Source organism: Variovorax sp. P1_H2, from assembly GCF_056405295.1.
Genome location: NZ_JBFUCJ010000001.1, coordinates 60390 through 86990, shown reverse-complemented (window position 1 = coordinate 86990; position 26601 = coordinate 60390). Strand labels below are relative to the sequence as shown.

25 protein-coding genes and 1 pseudogene are annotated in these 26601 nt (G+C 67.6%); 2 read left to right on the top strand and 24 right to left on the bottom strand.

Features of this window, described 5'->3' with window-relative positions; all coding sequences use genetic code 11:
- Positions 1-50: 50 nt before the first annotated feature.
- From AC1D2E_RS00445 to AC1D2E_RS00350, 20 genes are all read right to left on the bottom strand, one after another.
- A complete protein-coding gene (locus tag AC1D2E_RS00445) occupies positions 51-842 on the bottom strand; it encodes a class II aldolase/adducin family protein (RefSeq protein WP_478195560.1) in 792 nt (263 codons plus the stop codon).
- 308 nt (positions 843-1150) lie between these two features.
- The gene (locus AC1D2E_RS00440; RefSeq protein ID WP_478195559.1) at positions 1151-1264 is read right to left on the bottom strand and encodes a carbohydrate porin; all 114 of its coding nucleotides are present in this window, start codon (positions 1262-1264) and stop codon (positions 1151-1153) included.
- 310 nt (positions 1265-1574) lie between these two features.
- Positions 1575-2798: an acyl-CoA dehydrogenase family protein gene (locus tag AC1D2E_RS00435; protein ID WP_478195558.1), complete on the bottom strand. Its 1224-nt coding sequence runs from the start codon at positions 2796-2798 to the stop codon at positions 1575-1577.
- 110 nt (positions 2799-2908) lie between these two features.
- Entirely contained in the window at positions 2909-4618 is a 1710-nt protein-coding gene (locus AC1D2E_RS00430; protein WP_478195557.1) for a flavin-containing monooxygenase, read from the bottom strand.
- 74 nt (positions 4619-4692) lie between these two features.
- Positions 4693-5502, bottom strand: a complete 810-nt coding sequence (locus AC1D2E_RS00425) for an SDR family NAD(P)-dependent oxidoreductase (RefSeq protein ID WP_478195556.1) — start codon at positions 5500-5502, stop codon at positions 4693-4695.
- 17 nt (positions 5503-5519) lie between these two features.
- On the bottom strand, positions 5520-6290 hold the full coding sequence (locus AC1D2E_RS00420; protein ID WP_478195555.1) for an SDR family NAD(P)-dependent oxidoreductase: 771 nt from the start codon (positions 6288-6290) through the stop codon (positions 5520-5522).
- A 33-nt stretch (positions 6291-6323) separates the two neighbouring features.
- Positions 6324-7325: a branched-chain amino acid ABC transporter permease gene (locus AC1D2E_RS00415; protein WP_478195686.1), complete on the bottom strand. Its 1002-nt coding sequence runs from the start codon at positions 7323-7325 to the stop codon at positions 6324-6326.
- A gap of 55 nt (positions 7326-7380) precedes the next feature.
- Positions 7381-8265: a branched-chain amino acid ABC transporter permease gene (locus tag AC1D2E_RS00410; protein WP_478173668.1), complete on the bottom strand. Its 885-nt coding sequence runs from the start codon at positions 8263-8265 to the stop codon at positions 7381-7383.
- A gap of 38 nt (positions 8266-8303) precedes the next feature.
- The gene (locus tag AC1D2E_RS00405; RefSeq protein ID WP_478195554.1) at positions 8304-9017 is read right to left on the bottom strand and encodes an ABC transporter ATP-binding protein; all 714 of its coding nucleotides are present in this window, start codon (positions 9015-9017) and stop codon (positions 8304-8306) included.
- On the bottom strand, positions 9010-9780 hold the full coding sequence (locus AC1D2E_RS00400) for an ABC transporter ATP-binding protein (protein WP_478195553.1): 771 nt from the start codon (positions 9778-9780) through the stop codon (positions 9010-9012). The genes AC1D2E_RS00405 and AC1D2E_RS00400 overlap by 8 nt, the downstream gene beginning before the upstream one ends.
- Complete coding sequence (locus AC1D2E_RS00395; RefSeq protein ID WP_478195552.1) at positions 9777-10658, bottom strand: SMP-30/gluconolactonase/LRE family protein; 882 nt, start codon at positions 10656-10658, stop codon at positions 9777-9779. The genes AC1D2E_RS00400 and AC1D2E_RS00395 overlap by 4 nt, the downstream gene beginning before the upstream one ends.
- 22 nt (positions 10659-10680) lie before the next feature.
- Positions 10681-11913, bottom strand: coding sequence for an ABC transporter substrate-binding protein (locus tag AC1D2E_RS00390; RefSeq protein WP_478195551.1), 1233 nt, complete (start codon positions 11911-11913; stop codon positions 10681-10683).
- A gap of 43 nt (positions 11914-11956) precedes the next feature.
- Positions 11957-14278, bottom strand: coding sequence for an acyl-CoA dehydrogenase (locus AC1D2E_RS00385; protein ID WP_478195550.1), 2322 nt, complete (start codon positions 14276-14278; stop codon positions 11957-11959).
- A gap of 39 nt (positions 14279-14317) precedes the next feature.
- A complete protein-coding gene (locus tag AC1D2E_RS00380) occupies positions 14318-15979 on the bottom strand; it encodes a 3-(methylthio)propionyl-CoA ligase (protein WP_478195549.1) in 1662 nt (553 codons plus the stop codon).
- Positions 15980-16157: 178 nt separating this feature from the next.
- Positions 16158-16922 (bottom strand): SDR family NAD(P)-dependent oxidoreductase, encoded by a 765-nt coding sequence (locus AC1D2E_RS00375; RefSeq protein WP_478195548.1) that lies wholly within the window; start codon positions 16920-16922, stop codon positions 16158-16160.
- Positions 16923-16926: 4 nt separating this feature from the next.
- Positions 16927-17970, bottom strand: a complete 1044-nt coding sequence (locus AC1D2E_RS00370) for a tripartite tricarboxylate transporter substrate binding protein (protein WP_478195547.1) — start codon at positions 17968-17970, stop codon at positions 16927-16929.
- 3 nt (positions 17971-17973) lie between these two features.
- Positions 17974-18678 (bottom strand): TetR/AcrR family transcriptional regulator, encoded by a 705-nt coding sequence (locus tag AC1D2E_RS00365; RefSeq protein ID WP_478195546.1) that lies wholly within the window; start codon positions 18676-18678, stop codon positions 17974-17976.
- A 43-nt stretch (positions 18679-18721) separates the two neighbouring features.
- The gene (locus AC1D2E_RS00360; protein ID WP_478195685.1) at positions 18722-19495 is read right to left on the bottom strand and encodes an enoyl-CoA hydratase/isomerase family protein; all 774 of its coding nucleotides are present in this window, start codon (positions 19493-19495) and stop codon (positions 18722-18724) included.
- A complete protein-coding gene (locus AC1D2E_RS00355) occupies positions 19495-21615 on the bottom strand; it encodes an acetate--CoA ligase family protein (RefSeq protein ID WP_478195545.1) in 2121 nt (706 codons plus the stop codon). The genes AC1D2E_RS00360 and AC1D2E_RS00355 overlap by 1 nt, the downstream gene beginning before the upstream one ends.
- Positions 21616-21628: 13 nt before the next feature.
- Positions 21629-22387, bottom strand: coding sequence for an SDR family NAD(P)-dependent oxidoreductase (locus AC1D2E_RS00350; protein WP_478195544.1), 759 nt, complete (start codon positions 22385-22387; stop codon positions 21629-21631).
- Between the two features lie 83 nt (positions 22388-22470).
- On the opposite strand from AC1D2E_RS00350, the gene AC1D2E_RS00345 reads away from it, so the two are divergent.
- The gene (locus AC1D2E_RS00345) at positions 22471-23043 is read left to right on the top strand and encodes a nuclear transport factor 2 family protein (protein WP_478195543.1); all 573 of its coding nucleotides are present in this window, start codon (positions 22471-22473) and stop codon (positions 23041-23043) included.
- A gap of 52 nt (positions 23044-23095) precedes the next feature.
- Here the strand turns inward: AC1D2E_RS00345 and AC1D2E_RS00340 are convergent, their stop codons facing one another.
- Both AC1D2E_RS00340 and AC1D2E_RS00335 read right to left on the bottom strand, forming a co-directional pair.
- Positions 23096-23767 carry a TetR/AcrR family transcriptional regulator gene (locus tag AC1D2E_RS00340; RefSeq protein WP_478195542.1) on the bottom strand — a complete coding sequence of 224 codons (672 nt, stop codon included), beginning with the start codon at positions 23765-23767 and terminating at the stop codon, positions 23096-23098.
- Between the two features lie 170 nt (positions 23768-23937).
- Positions 23938-24145 (bottom strand): annotated as a pseudogene (locus tag AC1D2E_RS00335) (DDE-type integrase/transposase/recombinase); the annotation flags it as partial.
- Between the two features lie 62 nt (positions 24146-24207).
- On the opposite strand from AC1D2E_RS00335, the gene AC1D2E_RS00330 reads away from it, so the two are divergent.
- Positions 24208-24900, top strand: coding sequence for an IS6 family transposase (locus AC1D2E_RS00330; protein WP_478195684.1), 693 nt, complete (start codon positions 24208-24210; stop codon positions 24898-24900).
- Here AC1D2E_RS00330 and AC1D2E_RS00325 read toward each other — a convergent pair.
- Positions 24860-25666 (bottom strand): tripartite tricarboxylate transporter substrate binding protein, encoded by an 807-nt coding sequence (locus AC1D2E_RS00325; protein ID WP_478195541.1) that lies wholly within the window; start codon positions 25664-25666, stop codon positions 24860-24862. The genes AC1D2E_RS00330 and AC1D2E_RS00325 overlap by 41 nt on opposite strands.
- A gap of 91 nt (positions 25667-25757) precedes the next feature.
- A complete protein-coding gene (locus tag AC1D2E_RS00320) occupies positions 25758-26540 on the bottom strand; it encodes an IclR family transcriptional regulator (protein ID WP_478195540.1) in 783 nt (260 codons plus the stop codon).
- Positions 26541-26601: the final 61 nt, after the last annotated feature.

Below are 26601 nucleotides of genomic sequence, written 5' to 3'. Positions count from 1 at the left end.
CTCCTGATGGCTCGGACGAGGTTGGGGGAAACAGGGGGAAGGCAAAGGAATCAATCGCGCAACGAGGTGACCGGCGCCGGCTCGATGCGCTGCAGCAGGGCGCGCCATTCGCGCGCGTTCGGGTCGGGCTGGCCGGGCAGGCGCGTGCTGTCGCCRCTCTCGTACTGGCGCGCGGTTCTTTCGCAGACCTCGGCCGCCACTGGATGGATCGGCTGGCCGGTCGACTGGATCGCGACCTGCACGCGGCAGGCGCGCTCCAGGTTCAGCATCAGGATGAACGCCTCGGACACGGTGCGGCCCAAAGTGACGAGGCCATGGTTGCGAAGGATGAGCGCGCGCGACGTCGGACCCAGGTCGGCCACCAGCCGCTCGCGCTCGTCCGCGTCGAGCGCGATGCCCTCGAAGTCGTGATAGACCACGCGGTCATGGAACTGCAGCGCCCACTGGTTGCACGGCTGCAGCCCGCCGGCCAGCGACGACACCGCCACCCCGGCCACGGTGTGCGTGTGCAGCACGCAAGCCGCGTCATGGCGCGCTGCGTGGACGGCGCTGTGGATGGTGAAGCCGGCGGGGTTCACGTCGTACGGCGAGTTGCCCAGGATGCGGCCATCGAGGTCGATCTTGACCAACGACGATGCCGTGATGTCACGGAACAGCATGCCGAAGGGGTTGATCAGGAACTGGTCGTGCGTCCCGGGCACCCGCGCCGAGATGTGCGTATAGATGCTGTCGTCCATGCCGTAGTGAGCAACGAGTCGGTAGGCGGCGGCGAGGTCGATGCGCACCAGTCGCTCGGCATCGGAAATGGCGGAAAGATCGGCGCTCGCGGCGTTCGGTGGCATGTCTGGTCCTCCTTTTTGGCTGCCGTGCAATCTGTCGACAGTCAACACTGGACAGCCATGAGCAAAATGCGGGCCAGCCCGCGCGTCGCCTCCGATTCATTCGAGCGCAAGACGCTCGCAAACCCCGTCCCACAGGGGTTTGCCAGTCACCGTCGCCGCAAAGCCAGTGAGACAACGACTGCGCGGTGCGTCGGCGCAAGCGCGTTTTTGGGTCTTTGATCAACCAATTCGGTGCGGAAGCTACTTGCGCTGGGTTTGGACGCCCGGCCGATCTCGGCCAGCTTGGTGACGCCGTATCGCCTTGATGTCTAAGAGGCAAATTCGAAACGCAGCTGAACAACCCACGCGTTGCGCAACGCCGGGTCGGCGTCTGGGTGCACGACGTATTGGAGATCGGGCTGCACAGCGACCCACGGGGCCACCCGCGAGGATCAGGTGCCTTGATAGTGGCTGCGGAACCTCTTCAGGAAATTGGGCGGGATGGGCGTGCTGCCGCGGGACAAACTGGTCCATGAGGTGTACATAGTCCAGGCCACGCTTTGAGATTTGATCGGCGATGTACAGATAGGACTGCGCCACGTCGTTGTACAGGCCCGTGTCGTACAGGCCGCCGTAGGGCGACAGGTTCAGGTCGCTCGACCTGAATACCGGGTCGCCGCCCCCGAGTCGCCAGGCCGCGCTCAGCAGTGAAGCAGCCTCTTTTGGCCCCGGGTGACGCCGAAGCCTTTTCCTTTACGCCACAGGCCGCTTGGACAATTCAAGCTTGGCGATGGCATTGCGGTGCACTTCGTCCGGACCGTCGACGATGCGCACGGTGCGCTGGTGCGCATACGCCTCGGCCAGCCAGAAGTCCTGGCTGACACCGGCCGCGCCGTGCGCCTGGATCGCCCAGTCGACCACCTTGCACGACATGTTGGGGGCCACCACCTTGATCATGGCGATCTCGGCACGCGCTTCCTTGTTGCCGACCGTGTCCATCTTGTACGCAGCGTTCAGCGTCAGCAGCCGCGCCTGATCGATCATGCAGCGCGACTCGGCGATGCGTTCATGCCAGACGGATTGCTCGGCCAGAGGCTTTCCGAAGGCGATGCGCGAACGAAGCCGGTCGCACATCATCTCCAACGCGCGCTCGGCAGCGCCGATGGAACGCATGCAATGGTGGATGCGTCCCGGGCCCAGGCGGCCCTGGGCGATCTCGAAGCCACGGCCTTCGCCCAGCAGAATATTGCTGACTGGCACGCGCACGTTTTCCAGCAGGACCTCCATGTGGCCGTGCGGTGCATCGTCGTAGCCGAACACCGAGAGGTGCCGCAGCACGCTCACGCCAGGCGTGTCGCGCGGCACCAGCACCATCGATTGCTGCGCATGGCGCGGCGCCTCGGTGTCGGTCTTGCCCATCACGATGAATATCTTGCAGCGCGGACTTCCCGCGCCGGACGAGAACCACTTGCGGCCGTTGATGACGTATTCATCGCCTTCCCGCGTGWTGGTGCACTGGATGTTGGTGGCGTCCGAGGATGCCACGGCCGGCTCGGTCATCAGGAAGCCCGAGCGGATCTCGCCGGCGAGCAGCGGCTCGAGCCACTGGTCCTTCTGTGCCTCGGTGCCATAGCGCTCGATGGTTTCCATGTTGCCGGTATCGGGCGCCGAGCAGTTGAACACCTCGCCCGACCACGAGACACGCCCCATCACTTCACACAGCGGGGCGTAGTCCAGGTTCGAAATTCCCGGCACGCCGCGGTAGTCGTGCGGCAGGAACATGTTCCAGAGTCCGGCGGCGCGGGCCAACGGCTTGAGTTCCTCGATCAGCGGCGAGACCTGCCACGCATCGCCTTGTCGACGAAACGCATTCATCTCTTCGTGATAGCGCGCTTCGTTGGGATAGATGTGCTGGTCGAAGAATTGCCGCAGGCGCTGCAACAGATCGCGTGTCTTGGGGGAGGGTTCGGCAAACATGGTGTGTCCTTCGATCTTGAGGGTGGCGTCCGGTCCTGGCGCTCGGTGTCCGCGATTAGAACGCGGCCGGCGCCAGGATGCCGTCTCGCGTGTGACGCGACGGCCAGGCCCTAGACCCCCGCCACCGGATCCGCCGCAGCGAATCGCGGTTCGCACTCCGCCTCGGCCTTCGCCGGCCCGAAACTGAAGCTGGCGTACCCGTCCTGCACGGCCGCCGCCGTGTACTGCCGGTAGGCATGGAAGCCCCCGGTGAACAGCGTCAGCCCTTGCGGCTTGTCCTTCACGTTCGCACCGACCCACCAGGTCTTGGCCTTGTTGATCAGCGAGCGCTTGGCCAGGTTGCGCACGACGCCCATCCAGTCCTCTTCGGCCTTGGGGGTCGGCTCGATCGTCTTGAGGCCGTTCTTGTGCATGTGCGTGATGGCCCCGGCGATCCAGTCCACGTCGTGCTCGCTGATGCGGATGATGTTGGCGAGCGCCGCCGGACCGTTGGGGCCGGTGGTCATGAAGAGGTTCGGGAATCCTTCCATCATCAGCCCCAGGCACGAGCGCGCGCCCTCCTTCCATTTGTCGTTGACCGTGCGGCCGTCGCGCCCGATCACGTCGAAGGCCATCATGGCGCCTGTGAGTCCGTCGTAGCCGGTGGCGAGGATCAGCATGTCGAGTTCGACCTCGCCCGACTCGGTGCGCACGCCCTTTTCCGTCACCTCGACGATCGGGTCGGTGAGGCAATCTCTCAGATGCACGTTCGGCAGGTTGTAGGTCTCGTAGTAGCTGGAGTCCAGGCAGGGCCGACGGGCGAAGATCGGATAGCCCTTGGGCTTGAGCTTCTCGGCGGTCACCGGGTCCTGGACGACCTCGGGGATCCTGTTGCGCACGAACTCGGCCACTTGCTCATTCGCTTCCTCATTGAGCATCAGGTCCGAGAAGGTGCCGAGCATGGCCAGCCCACCCTGCTTCCAGGCGTCTTCGAGCAAGGCCTGGCGCTGGGCCCTGGTGACGCTGAAGAAGGCCCGCGTCGATTGCGGCCGCGTGCCGCCGACGGCGCTGTTGCGTGCGGCTTCGCGGATCCCCGCGTAGTGGCGCTTGACCTCGGCCATGTACTCGGCGTCGAGCTCGACATTGCGCATTGGCATGGTGAAGCTTGGCGTGCGCTGGAAGACGAAGAGTTCGCCGGCCTTCGGCCCGACCTCCTGCACGATCTGGATACCGGTCGACCCGGTGCCGATCACGCCCACACGCTGGCCCTCGTAGCTGACGGGTTCGTGCGGCCACCTGGCGGCATGCAGCAGGCGGCCCTTGAAGCGCTTCACGCCGGGGATGTCCGGCTCCTTCGGGACCGACAGCGGGCCGGTCGCCATGACGCAATACGGCGCCTCCCAGGTCTCGCCCCGGTCGGTCCGGAGTACCCACAGCGCGCGCGCCGCGTCCCAGCTGGCCCGGTTGACGCGCGTGTTGAATTGGAAGTGCGGGCGCAGGCTGAGTTTTTGGGCGACGAAGTCGATGTAGCGCAGCAGCTCGGGCTGGGCCGCGAACTGCTCCGACCAGGTCCATTCCTGCTCGATCTCTGGCGAGAAGGAATAGCTGTAGTCGATGCTGGGCAGGTCGACCCGCGCGCCCGGGTAGCGGTTCCAGTACCAGACGCCACCCACGTCGCCCCCGGCCTCGAAGGCCTGCAGGCTCAAGCCCATCTCGCGAAAGCGGTAGACGGCGTACATGCCGCCGAAGCCGCCGCCGACCACGAGGACGTCGACGCGTCGGGTGCCTGGCTCGCTCTGACCGAAGGCGGCGGGGGAATTCTTTGCAGTGTCGGCGTTCATGCGCATCTCCATGGAGGTTCTGGTCAACAAGTGGTTTCCGCGCCAGGGCGGTTTCGTACGGGCACGAGGCCGGGTCAGCCGGAACTCCAGCCGGCCATGTTCAAGCTGCCCATCAGCACGCTGGACAGCGCGCCATCGACCAAGAGGTCGATGCCGCTGACGTAGCCGGCGTCGGGGCCGACCAGGAAAGACAGCGCGTTCGCCATGTCCTCGGCCCGGGCGATGCGACGCAGCGGCACGCGGGCTTCGCGCTGCGCGCGGGCCTGGGGATCCGCATAGACCGCCGCGGTGCCCGGGGTTTCGGTGATGCCGGGCGACAGCGCGTTGACGCGGATGCCGTCGGGCCCCCATTCGAGCGCCATCTGCCGCACCAGCATCAGCGCCGCCGCCTTGCTGGGGCTGTAGGCGGCCAGCGGCGCGGTCGGGTGGCTGCCCGAGATCGACGTCGTGACCACCATGCTGCCCCGGGCGGCCTTGAGCAGGGGGTGGGCCGCGCGTCCCAGCAGCCAGGCGGCGCGCACGTGCAGTGCAAAGACCTGGTCCCAGTCCTCCAGCCGCGCCTCGAGCAGGGATGCTGGCATCGCGGCGCCGGCATTGCTGACGACGGCATCCAGGCCGCCGAATTCCGCCGCGGCCGCGACCAGCCGGGCCGGCGTCGCCGGGTCGGCCATGTCGGCGCCGATCGCCTGCACCTCGGCGCCGTCCTGGCGCAACTGCCGGGCCAGCGATTCGAGTTCATCGCGATGAAGATCGGCCAGCACCATGCGCGCCGGCCAGCCGTGCCGCTGCAGCGAATCGCGCGCCAGCCGCTCGGCCATCGCCCGTCCGATGCCGCGCGCCGCGCCGGTCAGGACGACCCGCATTCCGCAGCATGGCTCGATCATGTCCTCGGGTCCTCGCGTCATGCGGCCAGCACCCCGCCATCCACCGGCAGGGTGACGCCCGTGATGTAGCTGGCCATCGGCGAAGCCAGGAACAGCGCCGGCTCGGCGATCTCTTCCGGCTGGCCGACGCGGCCCAGCGGCGTGCGGCGCAGGAAACCCTGCAGACGCTGCGGATCGGCACGGGTGGCATCGGTCATGGCCGTGTCGATCACGCCAGGTGCGATCGCGTTGACGCGGATGCCGTCCGGCGCGAGGTCGACCGCCATCGACTGCGTCAGCATCTTCACGGCGCCCTTGGAGCCCGAGTAGCCGATGCAGCCGGCCTGCGCGATGAAGGCCGCGCCCGAGGCGATGTTGATGACGCAACCCCGGGTCTGGCGCAGCGCGGGCAGGAAGGCGTGCAGCACGTTGAAGCCGCCCAGCACGTTGACGTCGAACACGCGGCGGATCTTGCGATGCGCGTCGGGCGTGTCGATGCCTTCGCGCAGCAGGATGCCGGCGTTGTTGACCAGCACGTCCAGCACGCCGATCTCGCGTCCGATCCGTTCGGCCAGGTCGGCGCAGGCCTGCACGTCGGTGATGTCCAGCGCGAAGGCCCAGGCGCTGCCACCCGCTTCGGCGATCTGGCGCACGGCGGCCTCGCAATCCTCGGCGCGCAGATCGGCCAGCACCACGCGGGCGCCGGCTCGTGCGTAGCGAATGGCGATGGCGCGGCCGATGCCGCCGGCGGCGCCGGTCACGAGGGCGAGCCGGCCATGCAACAGGGGGACGTCGGACAACTCAGTCATGGACAGCTCCAATGCGTGTGGCGACAAACAGGGTCATGGGGTCCCCTCGGGCGCCGTTGCGGAAGTGGACGGGCCGGCGCGCGAGGTCCGGGGAGGCATCGCGGACGCCTCGGGGGGCGCGCCGAGTCTCGCGCGCCGGGCCAGGAAGGCATTGATCTCGCCCACGATGCCCCGGCGGAAGAGCATGACCACCACCACGAAGACGGCGCCTTGGACGATCAGCACCGCCTCCGCAAAGGCGGACAGCTGGTTGGCCATGGTCACGACCACCATGGCGCCCACCACCGGGCCGAGCATGGTCTGCAGGCCTCCGACGATGCCCATCAGCAGGGCTTCGCCCGAGGTGACCCAGCTCACGTCGGTGAGCGTGGCGATCTGGAACACGATGCTCTTCATGCCGCCGGCCAGTCCGGCCAGCGCCGCCGAGATCGTGAAGGCCAGCAGCTTGTAGCGATTGACCCGGTAGCCCAGCGAGATGGCACGCGGCTCGTTGTCGCGGATCGCAGTCAGCACCTGGCCGAAGGGCGAATGCACCACGCGCCAGATCAGCCAGAAGGCGGCCACCACCGTGACCATGACCACGTAGTAGAGGGTGAGGTTGTCCTGCAGGCTCAGCAGGCCGAGCAGCTTTCCGCGCGGCACGTTCTGGATGCCATCCTCGCCGCCAGTGAAGGGCGAACGCAGTGCGATGAAGTAGACCAGTTGCGCGCAGGCCAGCGTGATCATCGAAAAGGCGATGCCCGCGCGACGGATCGCCAGCACGCCGGTGGTGGCGCCGATCGCCGCCGCCACGGCCGCACCGAAGAGCACGCCCAGCGCGGGCTCGAAGCCCCACACCTTGACCGCATGCGCCGTCGCGTAGCCGGCCGTGCCGAAGAACATCGCATGTCCGAAAGACAGCAGCCCGACGTAGCCGACCATCAGGTTCAGTGAGGCCGCGAGCAGCGCGAAGCACATCAGCTTCATCAGGAAGATGGGATACGCCACGAACGGCGCCAGCAGCAGCACAAGCGCGGCGGCGACCAGCAGGGCCATCCAGTGACGCTCGAAGAACGAGGGGGTTGCGGTCACATTGTCTCCTTCTACCGGTTCAGCGCAGGCTGCCGAAAAGGCCCTGCGGACGCACGGCAAGCACGATCAGCATCACCACGAACACCACCATGCCGGCGCCGTCCGGGTACACCAGCTTGGTGATGCCTTCGATCACGCCCAGCCCGAAGCCGGCCACGATCGCGCCCATGATCGAGCCCATGCCTCCGATCACCACCACCGCGAACACGACGATGATCAGCTGGGAGCCCATGAGCGGATTGACCTGGTAGATGGGCGCAGCCATCACGCCGCTGAAGCCGGCCAGCGCCACGCCCAGGCCGTAGGTCAGCATCAGCATGCGCGGTACGCGCACGCCGAATGTCCGCACCAGATTCGGGTTCTCGGTGGCGGCGCGCAGGTAGGAGCCGAGTTGGGTCCGCTCGATGACGAACCAGGTCAGGATGCACATGCCCATGGACGCGACGATCACCCACAGCCGATACCACGGGAAGAAGGCCATCGGCGTGTCCAGCCCGCCCGCGATCGGGTTCGGATAGGGCTGGCCGGTGGCGCCGAACTTGTAGCGGAACACGCCTTCGAGGATCAGCGCGAAGCCGAAGGTCAGCAGCAGCGCGTAGACATGGTCGACGTGATAGAGCCGGCGCAGCAGGGTGCGCTCCAGCGCGACGCCGCTCAGGCCGACCACCAGCGGCGCCAGCACCAGCGCCCACCAGTAGTTCAGGCCCAGGTACTCCAGGAGGCCCCAGGCGACGAAGGCGCCGAGCATGTACTGCGCGCCGTGCGCGAAGTTCACCACGCGCAACAGCCCGAAGATGATCGCCAGGCCCAGGCTCATCAACGCATAGAGCGAGCCGTTGATCATGCCCACCAGCACCTGGCCGGCGACGGCGGCCAGTGGGAATCCAAACAAGGTGTCGGGCATAGGTGTCTCTTTGTTCTGTCTTCTCTTGTCGATTCGCGTCAGACGCCGAGCAGCGCCTCGATGCGCGCGTGGTCGCTGGCCAGCGTCTGCCGGTCGAATTGCTCGGCGACCCTGCCTTCCTCGATCACATAGAAGCGGTCGCCGACACCCGAGGCGAATCGGAAGTTCTGCTCCACCATCAGGATCGTGAAGCCGCGCTGGCGCAGGATGCCGATGGCCTCGCCGATCTTCTCGATGATCACCGGTGCCAGGCCTTCGGTGGGTTCGTCCAGCAGCAGCAGCTTGGCGCCGGTGCGCAGGATGCGGGCGATCGCCAGCATCTGCTGTTCGCCGCCCGAGAGCCGCGTGCCGGGGCTCTTGCGACGCAGCTTGAGGTTGGGGAAGAGCGTGTAGATCTCGTCGATCGTCATGCCGCCGGGCATCAGCACCGGGGGCAGCAGCAGGTTCTCTTCCACGTCCAGGCTCGCGAAGATGCCGCGCTCCTCGGGACAGTAGGCGACGCCCAGGCGGGCGATGTCCTCGGGCGCCATTCCCTGGGTAGGACGGCCGTTGATCGCGATGTGGCCCCGGCGCTTTGTCAGCAGGCCCACCACTGCGCGCAGCGTGGTGGTCTTGCCGGCACCGTTGCGCCCGAGCAGGCACACCACCTCCCCCGGCTGCACCACGAAATCGATGCCGTGCAGCGCCTGCGTCTCGCCGTAGAAGCCGGTGAGGCCGCGCACCTCCAGGCAGGGCACGTTCTGCTCAGGCATGGGCGCCTCCCACGTAGGCTTCGCGCACGCGCGCGTCGTTCGAGACTTCGTCGTAGCTGCCCTCGGCCAGCACCTCGCCGGCCTGCAGCACGGTGATGCGGTCGCACAACTCGGCTACCACCTTCATGTTGTGTTCCACCATCAGCACCGTGCGGTCCCTGGCCACCTGCGCGATCAGGCGCGTCACGGGCCCGATGTCCTCGTGGCCCAGGCCGGCGATCGGCTCGTCGAGCAGGATGAGCTCGGGCTCCAGCGCCAGCGTGGTCGCCAGCTCCAGCGCGCGCTTGCGGCCGTACGACAGGTCGGCGGCCGAAAGGTTTGCGTAGGGCTCGAGGTTGACCGCGGCCAGCAGTTCGCGCGCGCGCCCGGTGTGGCGCTCCAGCACCCGCGCGCTGCGCCAGAAGGCGAAGGTGCCGCCGGCCTTGCGCTGCAGTGCCACCCGCACGTTGTCCAGCACGCTCATCTGTCCGAAAACCGCCGAGATCTGGAAGGAACGCACCATGCCGCCGATCGCCACGCTGGCCGGGTCGCTGCGCGTGATGTCGCGCTCGTTGTAGTAGATGCGTCCGGCGCTGGCCGGGATGAAGGTGGTCAGCAGGTTGAAGCAGGTGGTCTTGCCGGCGCCGTTGGGACCGATCAGGGCATGGATGCTGTGGCGCCGGATGTTCAGCGACACGTTCTTCACGGCATGGAAGCCGAGGAACTCCTTGCTGAGCCCTTCGGTGCGCAGGATGCAGTCGCTGGCGTGCGCCGGTTTCGTCACGCCAGGCTCCGGTCGTCGAAGAGCACCTCGGGCAGGCCGCGCACACCCAGCCCGTGGAGCGCGAACAGCGCGCCCGCATCCGGATGGTCGCTGCGCAGCAGGTTGCCGGTGTTGCGGATGCTGGTCAGGTACAGCACATCCAGGTCCGGCCCGCCGAAGCAGGGGCAGGTCGGGAACGGCGTCGGCACGTCGAGCAGCGTGAGCAACTGGCCGTCGGGCTGGAAGCGGCCCAGCTTGCCGCACTGGACCAGCGCGATCCACAGACAACCTTCGGCATCCACCGTGGCACCGTCGGGCGCCGAGCCGTGCGCCTGGGTGCTGAAGAGCGTGCGGCGCGGTCCGACCGCCCCGGTGGCCGGGTCGTAGTCGACCACGCTGACGTTGCCGCTCAGGCTGTCGGCGTGATAGAGCCGGCGCCCGTCGGGGCTGAAGCAGGTGGCATTGGCCAGCGCGATGCCGTCGAAGAGCGGCGTCGCGCTGCCATCGGCCTCCAATCGGTAGTAGCCGCCATCGGTGTCGTGCCGGCCCATCACCATCGAGCCCGCGACGAAACGGCCCTGCCGGTCGGTGCGGCCGTCGTTCATGCGCATGGCCGGGCCCTTGTGCCGCACCTCGGCCAGCCGCCGCACGGCGCCCGTGGACAGGTCCATCAGGTGGAAGCCGTCCTCGAGCGCCAGCACCAGCCGGCCGCTGCGCGCGAGCGCGATCGAGCCCACGTCGCTCGGGGTGGCCCATTCGCTGTACCGGCCCTGCGACATGCGCCGCACCAGCCTGGCCTTGGAATCGACCCAGTACAGCGACTGGTCGCGCACATCCCACACCGGACATTCGCCCAGCCTGTCGCGCGTGTCGCCGATGATCTCGTGTCGTACGCTCATGTGGACCCCCCGCCGGTCGTGCTTACTTCTTGACGAAATCGCAGCCGCCTTCGGACAGCGGACGGAACACCTTCTCGGCGGGGATGGCGGCGCCCACCGTGTAGAAGTCGTTCTTGCCCTTGGACTGCGCGGGGCTCTTCACTTCGACCGGATAGACCGGGCGCATCACCTGGCCGTCCTCACGGATCTTCACGTCCTTGGACATGAAGTCGTTCACCGGCGTGGCCTTCATCTTCTCCACCACCGCCGGACCGGCATCGGTGCCGGCCGCCTGCACGCCCTTCAGGTAATGCGTCACGGCGCTGTAGACGCCCGCCATGATGTAGGTCGGCACCACCCCGTTGTTGCGTTCCATGAAGCGCTTGCTCCAGGCACGCGAGGCTTCGTCGCGGTCCCAGTAGAAGGGCACCGTGATGTTCAGGCCCTGCGCGGTCTCCAGGCCCATCGCGGCGACGCTGTTGATCGTCATGCCGAACACGCTCACGCTCTGGCCGCCTTTGGTGATACGGAACTCGGCCGCCTGCTTGAGCGAGTTGGACAGGTCCAGCCCCGCGTTCAGAATCACGATCGCCTTGGCGCCGCTCGACTGCGCTTGCAGCAGGTACGACGAGAAGTCGGTGGTGCCCAGCGGATGCTTGACCGAACCCACCACCTTGCCGCCCGCCTGCTCGATGAAGCGCGTGGCCTCGGTCTGCAGCGCCGCGCCGAAGGCGTAGTCCACCGTCACGAAGAAGAAGGTCTTGATGCCCTTGTCGATCAGCGTCTGCACGCCGGCCTTGGGCAGCGAGTAGGTGTCGACCAGGAACTGGAAGGCCATCGGCGAGCAGGCCTTGCCGGTGAGGTCGGAGGTGACGGTGCCGGCGATCAAGTAGGGCTTCTGCTTCTCCTTCATCAGGGTCTGCACGCCCAGCGCAATTGACGAGGCCGATCCGCCGACGATCGCGTCCACCTTGTCCGCCTCCAGCCACTTGCGCGCGGCGTTCAGCCCGACGTCGGGCTTGTTCTGGTCGTCCATGGTCAGCAACTCGACCGGCTTGCCGTTGACCTTGCCGCCGAAGTCCTCGATGGCCATCTTGGCGGCGAGCACGGAGCCGGGTCCGCCGTTGCCGGAATACGGGCCGCTCAAATCGCCCATGAGGCCGATGCGAACCACATCGTCCGAGATCTGGGCATGGGCCAGGCCCGCGAGCGCGGCCAGGCCGGCCGTGGCGAGCACGGCACGCAAGGCCGCGATGGAGTGCCGAAAGTTCTTCATTTCTGTGTCTCCTGCTGTCGTTGGTGAAAGCTTGGCCGGGGTATCAGGCGCGGCCCGAAGGCAGCGCCAGGATCTGCTTGGCGAGGATGTTGCGCTGGATCTCGTTCGACCCGCCGAAGATGGCGGGCATGCGCGAGTCGAGGTACTGGTTCATCACGTCGGCCGCGATGCCGCCGATGACCACGTCGTCGATCTGGCCGCCGTGGTCGCCCGCGAGCTGCACGAGTTCGTCCGTGATGCGCTGGTAGGTCTCGGTGCCCCAGACCTTGAGGTAGGACACCTCCGGCCCGAGTTCTTCGCCGCCGCGCAGCCGCCCCATGAAGAGCTCGAACGCGGCCTTGAGATCGCGTACGTCGAGCACGAGCTGCGCATAGCGGTCGCGGAAGTCGCCCGTCGCGAGTGCGTTCGTGGCCTCGGCCAGTCGGTCGAGCTGGGCCAGTGCATATTCGCACTGGCGAGGCGTGCCGAAGAAGATGCGCTCTTCGCGAAGGAAGGAGTTGGCAACGCTCCAGCCGTCGTCGATGCGGCCCACGACGTTCGAGACCGGCACGCGCACGTTGTCGAAGAAGACTTCGCTGAACTCGCCCTCGCCCTTGAGGTTGACGATGGGCCGCACCTTCACGCCCGGTGTCTTGAGGTCGATCAGCAAGAAGGTGATGCCGCGCTGCTTGGCGCCGTCGACCTTGCTGGTGCGCACCAGCGCGAACATCCAGTCTGCCCCCGGACCCAGCGTGGTCCAGGTCTTCTGGCCATTGACCACCAGGACATCGCCGTCACGCTCGGCGCGCGTGCGCAGGCTGGCCAGGTCGGAGCCCGCGTTGGGTTCGGAATAGCCCTGGCACCACATGATCTCGCCGCTCAGCACGCGCGGCAGGTGGTAGTCGATCTGAGCGGGCGTGCCGTGCATCAGCAGGAGCTTGCCGATGGCGAGGCCGTGATCCGGAATGCGCGCGCAGCCATGGCGTGCGATCTCCTCGGCGTAGATCACCTGCTTGGTCGCCGACAGGCCCATGCCGCCGGCCGTCTTGGGCCAGGCGGGTGCGAGCCAACCCTTTTTCGACAACGCCTGATACCAGTCGGAGATGTCGGCGTAGTAGGCGCGCTTCTTCATGAAGCGCTTCTCGGGCGGATAGTTGGCGGCGATCCAGGTCGCCAGCACGCGACGGAACTCGTCGTCGGGCAGCTCGGCCACGTCGACGTTCTCGGGCGCCACCAGGGGCGAGTTGTCGGACTGGCGCACGCGGCCGCTCTTCATCAACTGGTCCAGGAACCGGGTGCGCTGCCACAGCGGATTGCCGAGCCAGGCCGACAGCGCCAGCGCCCGCTTCAAGCACAGGCCGATGTCGGTCTCGTCGGCGATGCCCATGCCCCCGTGCAGCTGGATCGCGCTCTTCGCGACCAGCAGCGCCGTGCCACCGGCGCGTGCGCGCGCCGCGCGGATCGACTGGATGCGCGTGGATTCGTCGGCCGGGCGCGCCCAGTCCAGCAATGCGTTCTCGGCCGAGGCGCGCGCCAGCTGGCAATGCATCCACATGTCCACCATGCGGTGCTGCAGCGCCTGGAACGACGCGATGGGCTTGCCGAACTGGACCCGCTGAGAGGTGTAGGCCACCGTGGCGTCCAGCGCGCGTTCGGCCACTCCGACGAGTTCGAAGGCGCTGGCCAGCCGGGCCAGTTCGATCGCCTGCGCGACGGCGTCGCGCACCGCCGGGCCGCTTGCGAGCCGGGCGTCGGCCGCAAGCGCAAGGCCCTCGACATCCACTTCGCCGAAGTTCAGTCCGTCGACGGTGCGGGTCGTGCGAATCGCGGCGGGCTGCGTGATCCAGAACAGCGCCGGATCGCCGTCCTCCAGCGCGTAGACGAGGAAGCCGTCGGCAGCGTCGGCCAGCGGCACGAAGCACTTGGTCGCCCCTTCCAGCTGCCAGCCCTCGCCCCTGCGGACGGCGCGCATCCGGACCTCGTCGATGTCCAGCGCGCCGGCGGCTTCCTGCCAGGCCAGCGCCGCCAGCGTCCGGCCGGCCAGCACCTGCTCGAGCAGCGCACGGGCCGGCGCCGAGCCGTTGGCGAGCGGCACGAGCGCCTGCACCACCATCAAGCCACAGGCGACATAGGGCTCCGGTGCCAGGCCGCGTCCCAGTTCGCTGGCGATCAGCATCGCCTCCGCCGCGCCCAGACCGTGACCGCCGAGCGATTCGGGAACCAGCACCCCGCTCCAGCCCGCCTCTGCCATGTCGCGCCAGACGTTTCGGTCGAAGGGGATGGCCTGGTCGCGCAGGCGTCGCACGCGTGCGGGGGCCGGATGCCTCTCATGGAATGCCTGCACGCTGTCGCGCAGCATCGTCTGGGTTTCGTCGAGATGAATCATGGGTTGGGAGCCTTGGTGCTGCGCGGAACGTCGCGCGCCTCATTCGGCGGGGCCGCTGGGGGCCACGTCCGTCGGAAGCTGGTGGAATCTGAACTGTTCGCGCAACTTGAGCTTCTGCAACTTGCCCGTGGCGGTATGGGGAAGCGCATCCACGAAGACCACGTCGTCGGGCATCCACCACTTGGCGACCTTGCCGGACATGAAGGCCAGGATGTCGTCGCGCGTGGGCTGCGTGTCGGGCTTGGGCACGATCAGGAGCAGCGGGCGCTCCTGCCAGCGCGAGTGAGCCACGCCGATCACGGCGGCCTCCTGCACGCCGGGATGCCCCACGGCGGCGTTCTCGAGGTCGATGGACGAGATCCATTCGCCGCCGGATTTGATGACGTCCTTCGAACGGTCGGTGATCTGCACGAAGCCGTGGGCGTCGAGCGTGGCGACGTCGCCGGTCGGAAACCAGCCCGCGGCATCGGTCGCGTCGCCGTCGGCGCGGTAGTAGCCCGAAGCAACCCAGGGCCCGCGCGCCTTCAGGTCGCCGAAGGCCTTGCCGTCGTGCGGCAGCGGCCGGCCGTCCTCGCCGAAGATCTCGATCTCCACGCCGTAGATCGCGCGGCCCTGCTTGGCCTGCACGTCGTAGCGCTGCGGCAGCGCCAGGTCGCTGTGTTTGTCGAGCAGCGTGCCGATGGTCGCGAGCGGACTGGTCTCGGACATGCCCCAGGCATGGATCACGTAGGCGCCGAAGAGCTCCTCGAACTTCTGGATCATGGCGCGCGGCGCCGCCGAGCCACCGACGATCAGCCGTTTGAGCGCAATCTCCGACAGGTCGAGCGAGGCGCGGTTGCGCTCGACGTAGTCGAACAGGCCCAGCCACACGGTGGGCACACCCAGCGAGAAATTGCAGCGCTCTTCCCGCAGCAGGCGATAGATGTTTTCGCCCGACAGATGCGGGCCGGGCAGCACCAGCTTGGCGCCGCACATCGCGCCCGCATAGGGTACGCCCCAGGCGTTGACATGAAAGAGCGGCACCACCAGCAGCACGCTGTCGCGCGCAGACATGGCCAGGCCGTCGGCCGTGCACGCGGTGAACGAATGCAGCACCGTCGAGCGGTGGCTGTACAGCACGCCCTTCGGGTTGCCGGTGGTGCCCGAGGTGTAGCAGAGCGACGAGGCGGTGTTCTCGTCGAAGACCGGCCAATCGAAATCAGGTGACGCGTCGGCCAGCAGTTCCTCGTAGCAAAGCAGGTTGGGCAGCTTCACATCCGGCATCTGCGAACGCTCGCAGAGCGCGACGAAGCCCTTCACGCGGCCCAGCTGGGGCGCCAGTTCGGCCAGCGTCGCGGCGAAGCTGTTGTCGAAGAAGACATAGCCGTCCTCGGCATGGTTGACGATGTAGGCGATCTGCTCCGGAAAAAGCCGTGGGTTGACCGTGTGCAGGATGGCCTGCATGCCCGAAACGCCGAAGTACAGCTCCAGGTGGCGGTGCGTGTTCCAGGCCAGCGTGGCGACCCGGTCGCCCGCGGCTACACCCAGGTGCGTCAGGGCATTGGCCAGGCGCTTCGCGCGCTGTTGCACTTCGCGCCAGTTGCTGCGGTGGGTGCTGCCGTCCGGCATGTGGCTGACGATCTCGCGGTCGCCGTGGAAGGCCGCGGCATGGTCGATGAGTCCGGACAGCAGCAGGGGGTGCTGTTGCATCAGGCCGTTCATGAAGTCTCCTTGGTCCGATTTGTCTCAGTGCTCCACCACGTGATCGCGTGACCCGCGACCCATGAAACCGGCGCAGCCAAATGCCAGGGATACCGCGGAACCGGCTTCGCCGGGCCGCTGGTATCGCCCCCCTTGAGGGGGGAGGCGCCGCAGGCGCTTCGGGGGGTGTTTCTCATTTCTAGTGATAGCTGCGCCCGCCATCGACCGCCAGCACGATGCCGGTGACGAAGGAGGATTCGGCGCTGCTCAGGTAGAGCGCAGCCAGCGCGATCTCGTGCGGCTCGCCGATGCGGCCCAGTGCGTAGCGCGGGCCGACCTGCTCGCGCAGGGCCTCGGGGCTGTAGCCGCCGCGCACCATGGGTGTATCGACCGCGCCAGGGCAGACGGTGTTGACGCGCACTTGCGGTGCCCATTCCATCGCGAGCGAGCGGGTGAGCGAGATCACGCCGGCCTTCGAGGCCGCGTAGGCGCTGCGCTGCTTGAAGGGCGCCAGGCCCTGGCCCGACGCGAAGTTGACGATGGTGCCCGCGCCGGCCCCGCGCAGCTGCGGCAGGCAGGCGCGGCAGACGATGAAGCTGCCGGTGAGGTTCACGTCCAGCACGCGTTTCCAGTCCGCCAGGCTCACCTGGTCGGCCCAGTCGGTGTTGGCGATGCCGGCGGCGTTGACGAGGCCGTCGAGGCCGCCGAAGGCATCGGCGGCTTCGGCCACCGCGCGTTCCACGGCGTCGGGATCGGTCACGTCGGCTTCGAGGCAGAGCGCCTCGCCGGGCAGACCGGTCGGCCGGTGCCGGTCCAGCGCCGCGACGCGCGCCCCGGCGCGCAGGAAGAGCTCCGCCACCGAGCGGCCGATACCGGAGGCCGCGCCGGTGACGAGAATGCGCCGGCCGTTGAGGCGACCTTCGACCTTCAAGTCGGCGAGCGCCAGGGGTGCGTGTGCTTGCATGATCTCAATCCGACTTGATGTTCTTGTCCCGGATCACCGGGCCCCAGCGTTCCGCTTCCGACTTCAGGTAGGCGGCGAATTCGGCCTGGGTCATGGGCAGCGGCTCGACGCCCGCGCGGTCGATGGCCTCGCGCATGTCCGGCCTGTCCAGCACCGCCCGGATGTCGGCGTAGAGCCGGTTCTGGATCGGCTTCGGCGTGCCCTCGGGCACCAGCACGCCGAACCAGCTCGCGGTCGTGAAGTTGGCCAACTCGGGCACGCCCGATTGCGCGATCGGCTTCAGATCGGGTGCCAGCGTTGACGGCTTCAGCGAGCTGATGCCGAGCGCCTTGAGCTTGCCGGCCTTGACGAAGGACAGCGCAGCCTTCGAATCGAACATGGCCTGCACCTGGCCGCCGATCAGATCGTTCAGGCCCGGCCCGTTGCCGCGGTAGGGCACGTGGACAATGCTGACGCCGATCTGCGAGGCGAAGAGTTCGGCACCGATGTGGGGGCTCGAGCCGTTGCCCGACGAAGCGAAGCTGAAGGGCTTGCCCGAGGTCCTGATGTACTTCACCAGCGACGGCACGTCGTCGGCCGGTACCGAGGGATGCACGAACAAGATGGCCGGGGCGACGGCGATCATCGCGAGCGGCTCCAACGCGCTCTGCTTGTAGGGCAGGTTGGGCACCATGAACGGGTTGGTCGTGAAGCCGAAGCTGGTCACCAGGAGGGTCCGACCGTCCGCCGGCGCACGGGCCGCGGCCGCCGTGCCGATGACCGTGCCGCCGCCCGCGCGGTTGTCCACCACCACCGGCTGGCCCCAGCGCTCGGCGAGGCGCTGGCCCAGCGCGCGGGCCAGGTTGTCGGTGAGGCCGCCCGCCGCATAGGGCACGATCAGCGTGACAGGTCCCCCGGGAAACGGCGTGGTCTGCGCCATCGCCGGCAGCCCGGCCAGTGCGGCCAGTGCGGCGGCAGCCCTCAGTGCGGTCGCCGCAGCCCTGCGCGCAAGATAACCTGCCGGCCGGTCAGTGACGAAAGCAAGGAAGCTGGAAAGCATGGTTTTCATGGGTCAGACCTTGGCTGGACGGGCCGCGCGCGGGCCCCGGGCGTTGCGCGGCCTGGCGTCTGCCGCTTCTGCCGGACGCGCTTCGACGAGCAAGCCGTTCAGCGCCATATCCAGGAACTGCAGCATCACCTCGGTGACACCCAGGCGGCCATCGGGCCGGTGCCAGTTGGTCATCTGGTTCAGGCCGGAGAGCAGGAATCGGCCCGCGATGGCTGGATCGATCGCGCGCACCTCGCCGCTGGCGATGCCTTCGGCGATACATTGCCGCAACAGGCTCTCGTAGCGGTCGCGCAGCGCGATCGCGGCCAGGTGCTGGCCTCCGCTGCCGCCTTCGCGGAAGGCCCGGGAGCCGGCGATCCACCGGTCGCGCGCCAGGTCGAACACATCGGCCGAGGACTGCATGAAGGCGCGGATGCGCGCCGTCGGCGAGACCTCGGCGGCCACGGCGGCGCAGACATCGTCCACCAGCGACTGCATCGACTCCAGCACCACCCGCTCGTACAGCGCCTCCTTGTTCGGGAAGTAGTAGTACAGCGCGGCCTTGGTGATTTCCGCGGCTTCCGCGATGTCCCGCAGCGAGGTGCGCTCGTAACCGTCGCGCGCGAACAGGCGGCGCGCGATGGCCAGCAACTGGTTCTCGCGCGTGTCCGGCGCGCCGGCCGCGCCCGCGCGGGCGGGTGGCGATGAAGCGGTTCGGCGTTGGGACATGGCGATGCGAGGGGAACGGTGGAATGTGGACGAAGTGCCTGGCTCAGCGTCCGGTGAAGACCGGCTTGCGCTTCTCGAAGAAGGCCCGCTGTGCTTCCTTGGTGTCTTCGGTCTTCGACAGCGCCACCGTGTTGCCCTGCTCGTAGCGATAGGCGTCGCGCGGCGGCATCGTCAGCGTCATGCGCGCGGCTTCCTTGGCCAGGCGCACGGCGATCGGGCTCTTGGATGCGATCTCGCGCGCGATGCCCATCGCATAGGGCATCAGCTCGGCGRCCGGCAGGCAGGCTTCCACCAGGCCGAGCCGGTACAGCTCCTGCGCCGACACCTGCATGCCCGTATAGAACATGCGGCGCGCGCGCGACTGGCTGAAGAACTTCTGCAAGAAGGTGACGCCGCCGGCCAGGCCGACGTTGATCTCGGGCATCGAGACATAGGCGTCCTCCGAGGCGACCCAGATGTCCGATCCCATCACCAAGCCGAAGCCCGCGCCGAGCGCGGCGCCGTTGATGGCGGCGATCACGGGCTTGGCGCATTCGACCACCGCGTAGTACGACTCGCGCACCAGCCGGTTGTGCCGGCCATAGGCGCCTGGCGTGGCCGCCAGGTTGGGCCGCTCGCGGATGTCGGCGCCGGCCGAGAACAGCTTGCCGGTGCCGGTCAACACGATGGCGGCGACCTCGTCCATGTCGCTGAGCGTGTCGAACACTTCCGTGATCTCCGCGCGCATCTCGGCGTTCTGTGCATTGACCGGCGGGCGGTTCAGCGTGACGACGGCGATGCCGTCCTCGATCGTCAGAAGGAGTGTCTTGAGGTCCATCATGTGTGTTCTCTCGGGCTGGGGTTGACGGGAGCTTGGCGCATGGAGATCAGGGCATCCAGGCACACGCCCCCCTGGGGCTTGACGACGAAGGGGTTGATGTCGATGCCGGCCAGGTGGTCGGCATGGCGCACCGCGAATTCCGACAGGCGGCTGAGCGCATCGGCCAGGGCCTGCGTGTCGTAGGACGGCCCGCCGCGCCAGCCCTTGAGCAGGGCCGACGATCGCACTGCGTCGACCAGCGACATCGCCTGCGCGGGCGTGAGCGGCGCGGAGGCGAAGGCCACGTCCTTGAACAACTCCACTGCGGTGCCGCCCAGGCCGAACATGACCATCGGGCCAAACACCGCATCCATGTGGATGCCGATGATGGTTTCGACGCCGCCGCGCACCATCGGCGCGATCAGCACGCCGTCGATGCGGGCCTGCGGCGCACGCTCGGCCGCACGGGACATCAGCGTGTCGTAGGCAGCAGCGACCGCGCAGGCATCCGGCAGGTCCACGAGCACGCCGCCGACCTCGGTCTTGTGCGGGATGTCGGCGGAGACGATCTTCGCGACCACCGGGTAGCCCATGCCGTCCGCGGCACGCGCGGCCGACTCGGCACTGGTGCAGGTCTGTTCTGGCAGCACGGGGATGCCGGCCGCGCCGAGGATCGCTTTGGCCTCGGCCTCGGTCGCGGCCTGCGGCAGGGGCAGCGAGCCGCTTGCGGCTGCGCTGTCGCCGCGCATCCCGCGCCGCAGTCTGGCCATGCGCGCCGCACCGGCGACCGCGCGCACCGCGCGGGACGGATCGGCGAACACGGCGACGCCCGCGGCCTCGAGCCGTTCGGTCACGCCCTGCTCCGACAGCATCACCAGCACCAGCGGCCGGTCCGGATGCGCCGCCCGTATCTCGACCATGCGCTGCTCGGTCGACGCGAAGCGCGACGGCGACAGGCCGACATGGGCCAGGTAGGCGAACAGGGTGCCGAAGGGCGAGCCGGGCAGCAGCATCGCGTCGAGCACGCGGGCCACGCCGTCGGGAACCGCCGTGACCTGCGCGGTGGTGTCGTAGGGGTTGGCCGGCACCGCGAAGGGCAGCAGTTCGCGCAGGGCGTCGGCCGACTCGGTGGTGAGCGGCGGCAGCGCCATGCCGAGATCGGACGCGTCGTCCGCCATCAAGATGCCGATGCCGCCCGAGCCGGTCATGATGCCGATGCGCTCGTTGGCCGGCAACCGGCCGGTGACGGCGCACAGGTGCGCGATGTCGAGCATCTCCTCGATCGAAGCCGCGCGGTGCGCGCCGCATTCGGCGAACACGGCGTCGTAGATCGCATCATTGCCTGCCAGGGAGCCGGTGTGCGTTGCGGCAGCGGCTGCGCCGACCTCGGTCCGGCCGATCTTCATGATGACCACCGGCTTGCCGGCGGCGGCGGCCTTGCGCAGTGCCGCGCGCAGTCGAGCGCCGTCCTTGCAGGCCTCCAGTGCGGCGCAGATCACGCGCGTGTCGATGTCGTCGACCAGGTAGTCGATGCATTCCGCCACGTCCACGTCGGCCTCGTTGCCGGTCGCGATCACGCGGCTCAGCCCGATGCCGCGCAAGGTCGCCATGCCGTACGCGGCCGAGCCGAAGGCGCCGCTCTGCGTGGCCATGCCGATCACGCCCGGCTTGGGCCGCAGGCCGTTCAGGGCGGTGGAGAAGGTCGCGTAGAACTTCGCCGACGGATTGAGCAGCCCCAGCGCATTCGGGCCGACCATGCGCATGCCCGCTTCGCGGCAGATGCGCACCAGCCGGGCCTGCAGCTCGGCCCCCGCGGCATCGGCCTCCGCGAAGCCCGCGGTGAAGACCTGGACCACCTTCACGCCCTTGCGGGCACAGTCCTGCAGCGCGGCCTCGACCCCCGGCACGGGCACCGCGACGATGGCATGGTCCACCGCGCCGGGCACGTCAGCCAGGCTGGCGAAGGCGGGCAGGCCCTGGATCTCGGCGGCGCCGCTGCGGTTGACGGGGTACAACGCGCCGGCGAAGCCCGCCTCGACCAGGAAGCGAAGCGGCCGCCCGCCGATGCGCTCGGGGTCGGACGACGCGCCGATGATCGCCACCGACGACGGAAAAAAGAGAGGATGGAGCGAATGCATGGGCGATGCCTGATCAGAGGAATGCGTGGGTCACACCGCCGTCGATCAGCATCGATTCGCCGGTCATGAAGCCGCTGTCATCGCCCGCCAGGAACACGGCGGCATTCGCGATGTCCTCGACCTGACCCAGGCGCCCTACCGGCGTGCGAGCGATGCGCTTCGCCATGCCGGCTTCGTCGACGTTGATGCTCACGCCCTCGGTCATGATGGTGCCGGGCGCGATGGCGTTGACGCGAATCTTCTTCGGCCCGAGCTCGACCGCCGAGGCGCGCGTCAGGCCCAGCACGCCGGCCTTGACGCCGCAATAGATCAGCCCGTTTGGCATGCCGAGGAAGCCGGCGGCCGACGCGATGTTGATGATGGAGCCGCCACGGCCCTTGGCCATCAAGGCGGCGGCGACCTGCGTGCCCCAGACCACCGACTTGAAGCCGGTGCCGACCATGCGATCGAGCACCTCGGGCGTGATCGCGTCGATGGGGCCGTAGCGCACCCAGATGGCGTTGTTGACCAGCACGTCGAGCCGGCCGTACAGACGTTCGAGGGTGGCGACCGCCGACTCGAAGGTGGCTCGTTCGGCCACATTGCCCGTGCAGGCCACGGCCTGCCCGCCCCGCTCGCGGATCGCCTGCGCAGCGCGCTCGGCATTGTCGGCCTTGATGTCGAGCACCGCGACGATCGCGCCTTCGGCCGCGAAGCGATCGCAGATGGCGCGCCCAATGCCTTGCGCGCCGCCTGTCACCAGGGCAACCTTGCCTTCCATGCGTAAAGCCATGCTTGTCTTCCGTGCTCTATTTGCAGAAAATTCTACCGGCCGGTTAGTAAGTTCGCATAGCCTTAAAGATCAGGAGATACCCTATGGACAGTAACGAGATGATCCAACGCGTGGCCGAGTTGATGGACCGCGAGGCCATCCGCGAGTGCATGTTTCGCTATTGCCGCGGCATCGATCGCCAGGACGAGGCGGCCCTGCGCAGCGCCTACTGGCCGGACGCGACGGACCGCCACGGGCCCTATCAGGGCAGCGCCACGGGCTTCATCGACTGGGCCTTGGAGAAGTTGCGCACCCAGGGCGAGCGTTCGGTGCACAACGTCGCCAATCTATCGATCACCCTGCGCGGCACGCAGGCCGCGGTGGAGACCTACTTCACGGCGCTGCAGCGCGACCGCGATGCGCAAGGCACCGCGCGCGAGGTCTTCCTGGCCGGTCGCTACGTCGATCGCTTCGAAAAGCGCGCAGAGGAGTGGCGCATCGCGCAGCGCACGGTGGTGTACGACTGGGTGCGGCATCTGGGCACGCCGGAGGGGACGGAGGCGGAACGCTTCGGTCCGCGGCAGCCGATCGGTGGGGTGCGGGGCAACGATCCGATCCATGCACTGCTGGCTGCAACGGAGCAGCCACGCAGCCAGGACGACCCCGGGTCAGCGTGAAATCCCTGAATGGATGCGCCGTGCGGCGATAGCGCACGGCAGGACCCTGGCCTCAGGGCTTCGGCGCCGCCCGACGGCCCGTGGCCCTCACGCCCTTGGCCGCCCCTGGCGCCTTCATCCCGACCAGGATGATGTCGAGATACTGCTCGATCACCTGTCGCGGCTTCAGCCGCCCGTCCGGCTTGATCCATCGCGTCATCTGATTGAGTGTCGACAGCAACAGGCGCCCCGCTGTCGCCGCCTCGACCTCGCGAAACTCGCCCGAGGCAATCCCTTTGGCGATGCAGGCGCGCAGCAGCTTCTCGAACCTGTCTCGGCGGCCGACCGCGGCTTCGCGGATCTGTGGGCCCATGCTGGACCAGAAGACATTGGATGCGGCGATCCAGGCGTCGGGCGCTTCCGCAAAGACGTCCGCCGCGGTGAGCATAAAGGCGCGCACCTGCTCGGTGGCCCCATCGGCCTGCTCTACCGCGTCGCTCACGCGATCGATCAGGGCCTGGAGGTTGTCGACGACGATCTGCTCGTAAAGCGCTTCCTTGTTGGGGAAGTGGTAGTAGAGCGCAGCCTTGGTGATGTTGGCTTGCTGCGCGATGTCGCGCAGCGAGGTGCCGGCGTAGCCATGTGTGGCGAAGAGGCGGGACGCGATCTCGATCAGCTGGGTCGGGCGGTCCTCGACCGCGGCGCCACCGCTCGCCTTCGTCCGTGCTGCTCTATCAGTTGCCATCCAAGCCTTCGTTGATGGCCTTGAATATACTTCATGGCCTCGCGACGGCAAGGGGCCGCGGTGCCCGCCAATTCAGCTTCAAACCGGCCTGCTTGCCGAGGACCTCCACACCTCGGCGCTGGTGCAAATTTTCTGCGTGCCCGAACGACTTCGTGAGCGCGTTGCGCCGGTCAAGCCGAAAGCACCGCGTTCCAGATCGCGGGCGCGGCTTGGCCCGCAGTGCGCAGCCGGCCCAGATGGAACTGGCCCTTGCGGATGCGCTGCACCAGTTCGACTGCCGGCGATTGTCACCGCCGCGCGGTCGAAGACCTTGAAACCGAGCATGGGCCTGATGCGCGACTTCACGCCTCGATGGTCCTGCTCGACCATGTTGTTCAAGGGTTCTGTCGCGGTAACGACGCACGGTAACCTGCGCTGAAATGAAAAACGAAGCGCCGACGATGATCGACGCTCTGCGCAAGGTGATCAAGCGGCTGCACTATCCCTTGGATGTGATGCTCACCTGCGTGCGCTGGTATGCAGCCTACCCGCTGAGCCTGCGGCACATCGAAGAGATGATGGCCGAGCGCGGCGTGTGCGTCGATCACGCCACGGTCCATCGTTGGGCCATGAAGATCTTGCCGGTGCTGGCCGCAGTGTTCCGACGACGCAAACGCCCGGTGAGCGCGAGTTGGCGCATGGACGAGATCTACATCAAGGTCGCCGGCCAGTGGAAATACCTGTACCGGGGGGTCGACCGCGATGGCGACACCATCGACTTTCTGTTGCGTGCCAAGCGAGACCACACAGCTGCGCGGCGATTTCTGGAGCGCGCCATCGGCCTGCACGGTATGCCCGAAAAGATCACCATCGACAAGAGCGGCGCCAACACGGCTGCCATCCAAAGCGTCAACGATGACTCTGGCGCGGACATCGAATTGCGTCAGAGCAAATACTTGAACAACATCGCGGAGCAGGACCACCGCGCGATCAAGCGCATCGTGCGGCCCATGCTCGGATTCAAGACCTTTCGTTGCGCACGCATTCTCATTGCCGGCATTGAGTTGATGCACATGATCAAGAAGGGCCAGCTCGATTGCGCTGAAGGCCAAGTCACGCCCGCAGCATCGAAGTTCTACTCGCTGGCCTTTTGAGCGGCAGGCGATAGTCTGGCTCCACTGGGCTCCGCGCCGTTACCGCGACAGAACCCTCGCGCGTCGCGGGCTGCGCCATCACTTTCAGCGCGGCTTCACGTAGCCGGTTCTGCGCCGCGGCCGGCACGTCGGGCGTGACCCACAGGCCCTGCCAGCCCGTCGCCTCGAGCTGCGGGTAGCCAAGTTCGGTGAACGTCGGCACATTGGGCAGCAGTGGCGAACGCTGGGGCAGGCTGACGGCGTAGGGCACGATCTTGCCGGCCTTGATCATCGGAAGCGCGGTCGGGATCCCGTCGAACATCAGCGGCACGTGCCCACCCATCACGTCGGTGAGCGCGGGGGTCGAGCCCTTGTAACCGACATGCGACATGTCGATGCCGGCGGCCTTGTTCAGCTGCAGCCCCATCACATGCGACAGGGTGCCGGCGCTGTAGGAGGCGTAGCTCACCTTGCCCGGGTTGTCCTTCACATAGGCGATCATCTCGCCCAGGTTCTTCGCTGGCACCGAAGGATGACCCACCATCACGATCCCTGCGCGCCCCAACTCGGCGATCGGTTTGATTTCCTTGGCCATGTCGAAGCGCAGCTTGACGATATGAGGGATCTCGCTGACCAGCGCATTGAGCGCGACGAGCACCGTGTTGCCGTCGCGCGGCGCCTGCATCAGGTCGTTGACCGCCACAGCGCCGCCGGCGCCCGGCTTCGGATCGACGATCACCGTCTGGTTCAGCTCCTTCTGCAGGCCGTCGGCCAGAAGGCGCGCCACGATGTCGGTGGCGGCGCCGGCCGGGCCGGCCGCGATGATGCGAAGCGGCTTGTCGGAGGAAGCCTGGGCGAAAACGGCCGGCGCGGCTAGTCTAAGGCCCGCTGCGCTTGCGCATCAGCACCTCGACATCCTGTGTTGCTTTGCGGAGCATCTCGCTGATCTGCTGCGTGCGCCGCTGATTCAGGCGCTGGGTCAAGGCGGCCACGCTGAGTGCGCCCACCGCGTGTGACATTGAATTACGAAACGCAACGCCCACCGCGCGCACGCCGAGGCTCACCCGGTTCTGAATGACGGCAGCGCCATCAGCTCGCGTCTGGATGCAAGCTTCCGCCAAGTCCTGCGCCGTCAACTTGCCGAACGCCGCCAGGTTCGGTGCAACGCGTTCGATGATTTCCAGACGCTCCTCCTCATCGATCGCGGAGAGGATCGCAAGCCCGCCTGCACCGACGCCCAATGGCCGCCGGCTGCCGACCTCGAGCACCAGCGCACGGATCGGGAACTCGCCTTCGCGCCGGTGCATGCACACGGCGTCGAAGCCGCTGCGCACTACCAGGTAGACCGTGTCGCCCGTCTCCTTCGCGAGTGAATTCATCGCGCCGTCGCACAGGTCACGGATGTCGTGCATCGTCGAGCCGGCCACCCCCAGCTCGAAGGCGAGCGGCCCCAGCCGGTAGCGACGCGTCTGAGAGTCGTGCACCGCCAGGTTCTCGGCAATCAGTTGCGCCAGCACCCGGTGTGCCGAGGGATGCGGCAACTGCGCCTTCGATGCCAGTTCGGTCAGCGCCAGGCCCTTGCGCCCGGCCGTCGCCAGCAGCTTGAGCAACGCAACCCCTCGTTTAAGGGAGCCTGCATCGGAGGTCGTTTTCGTGTTCATTTATCGGACAGGTATCTATTTTGTTTTCACCTATTAGAAAACAATCCGATGACCAGTGTAC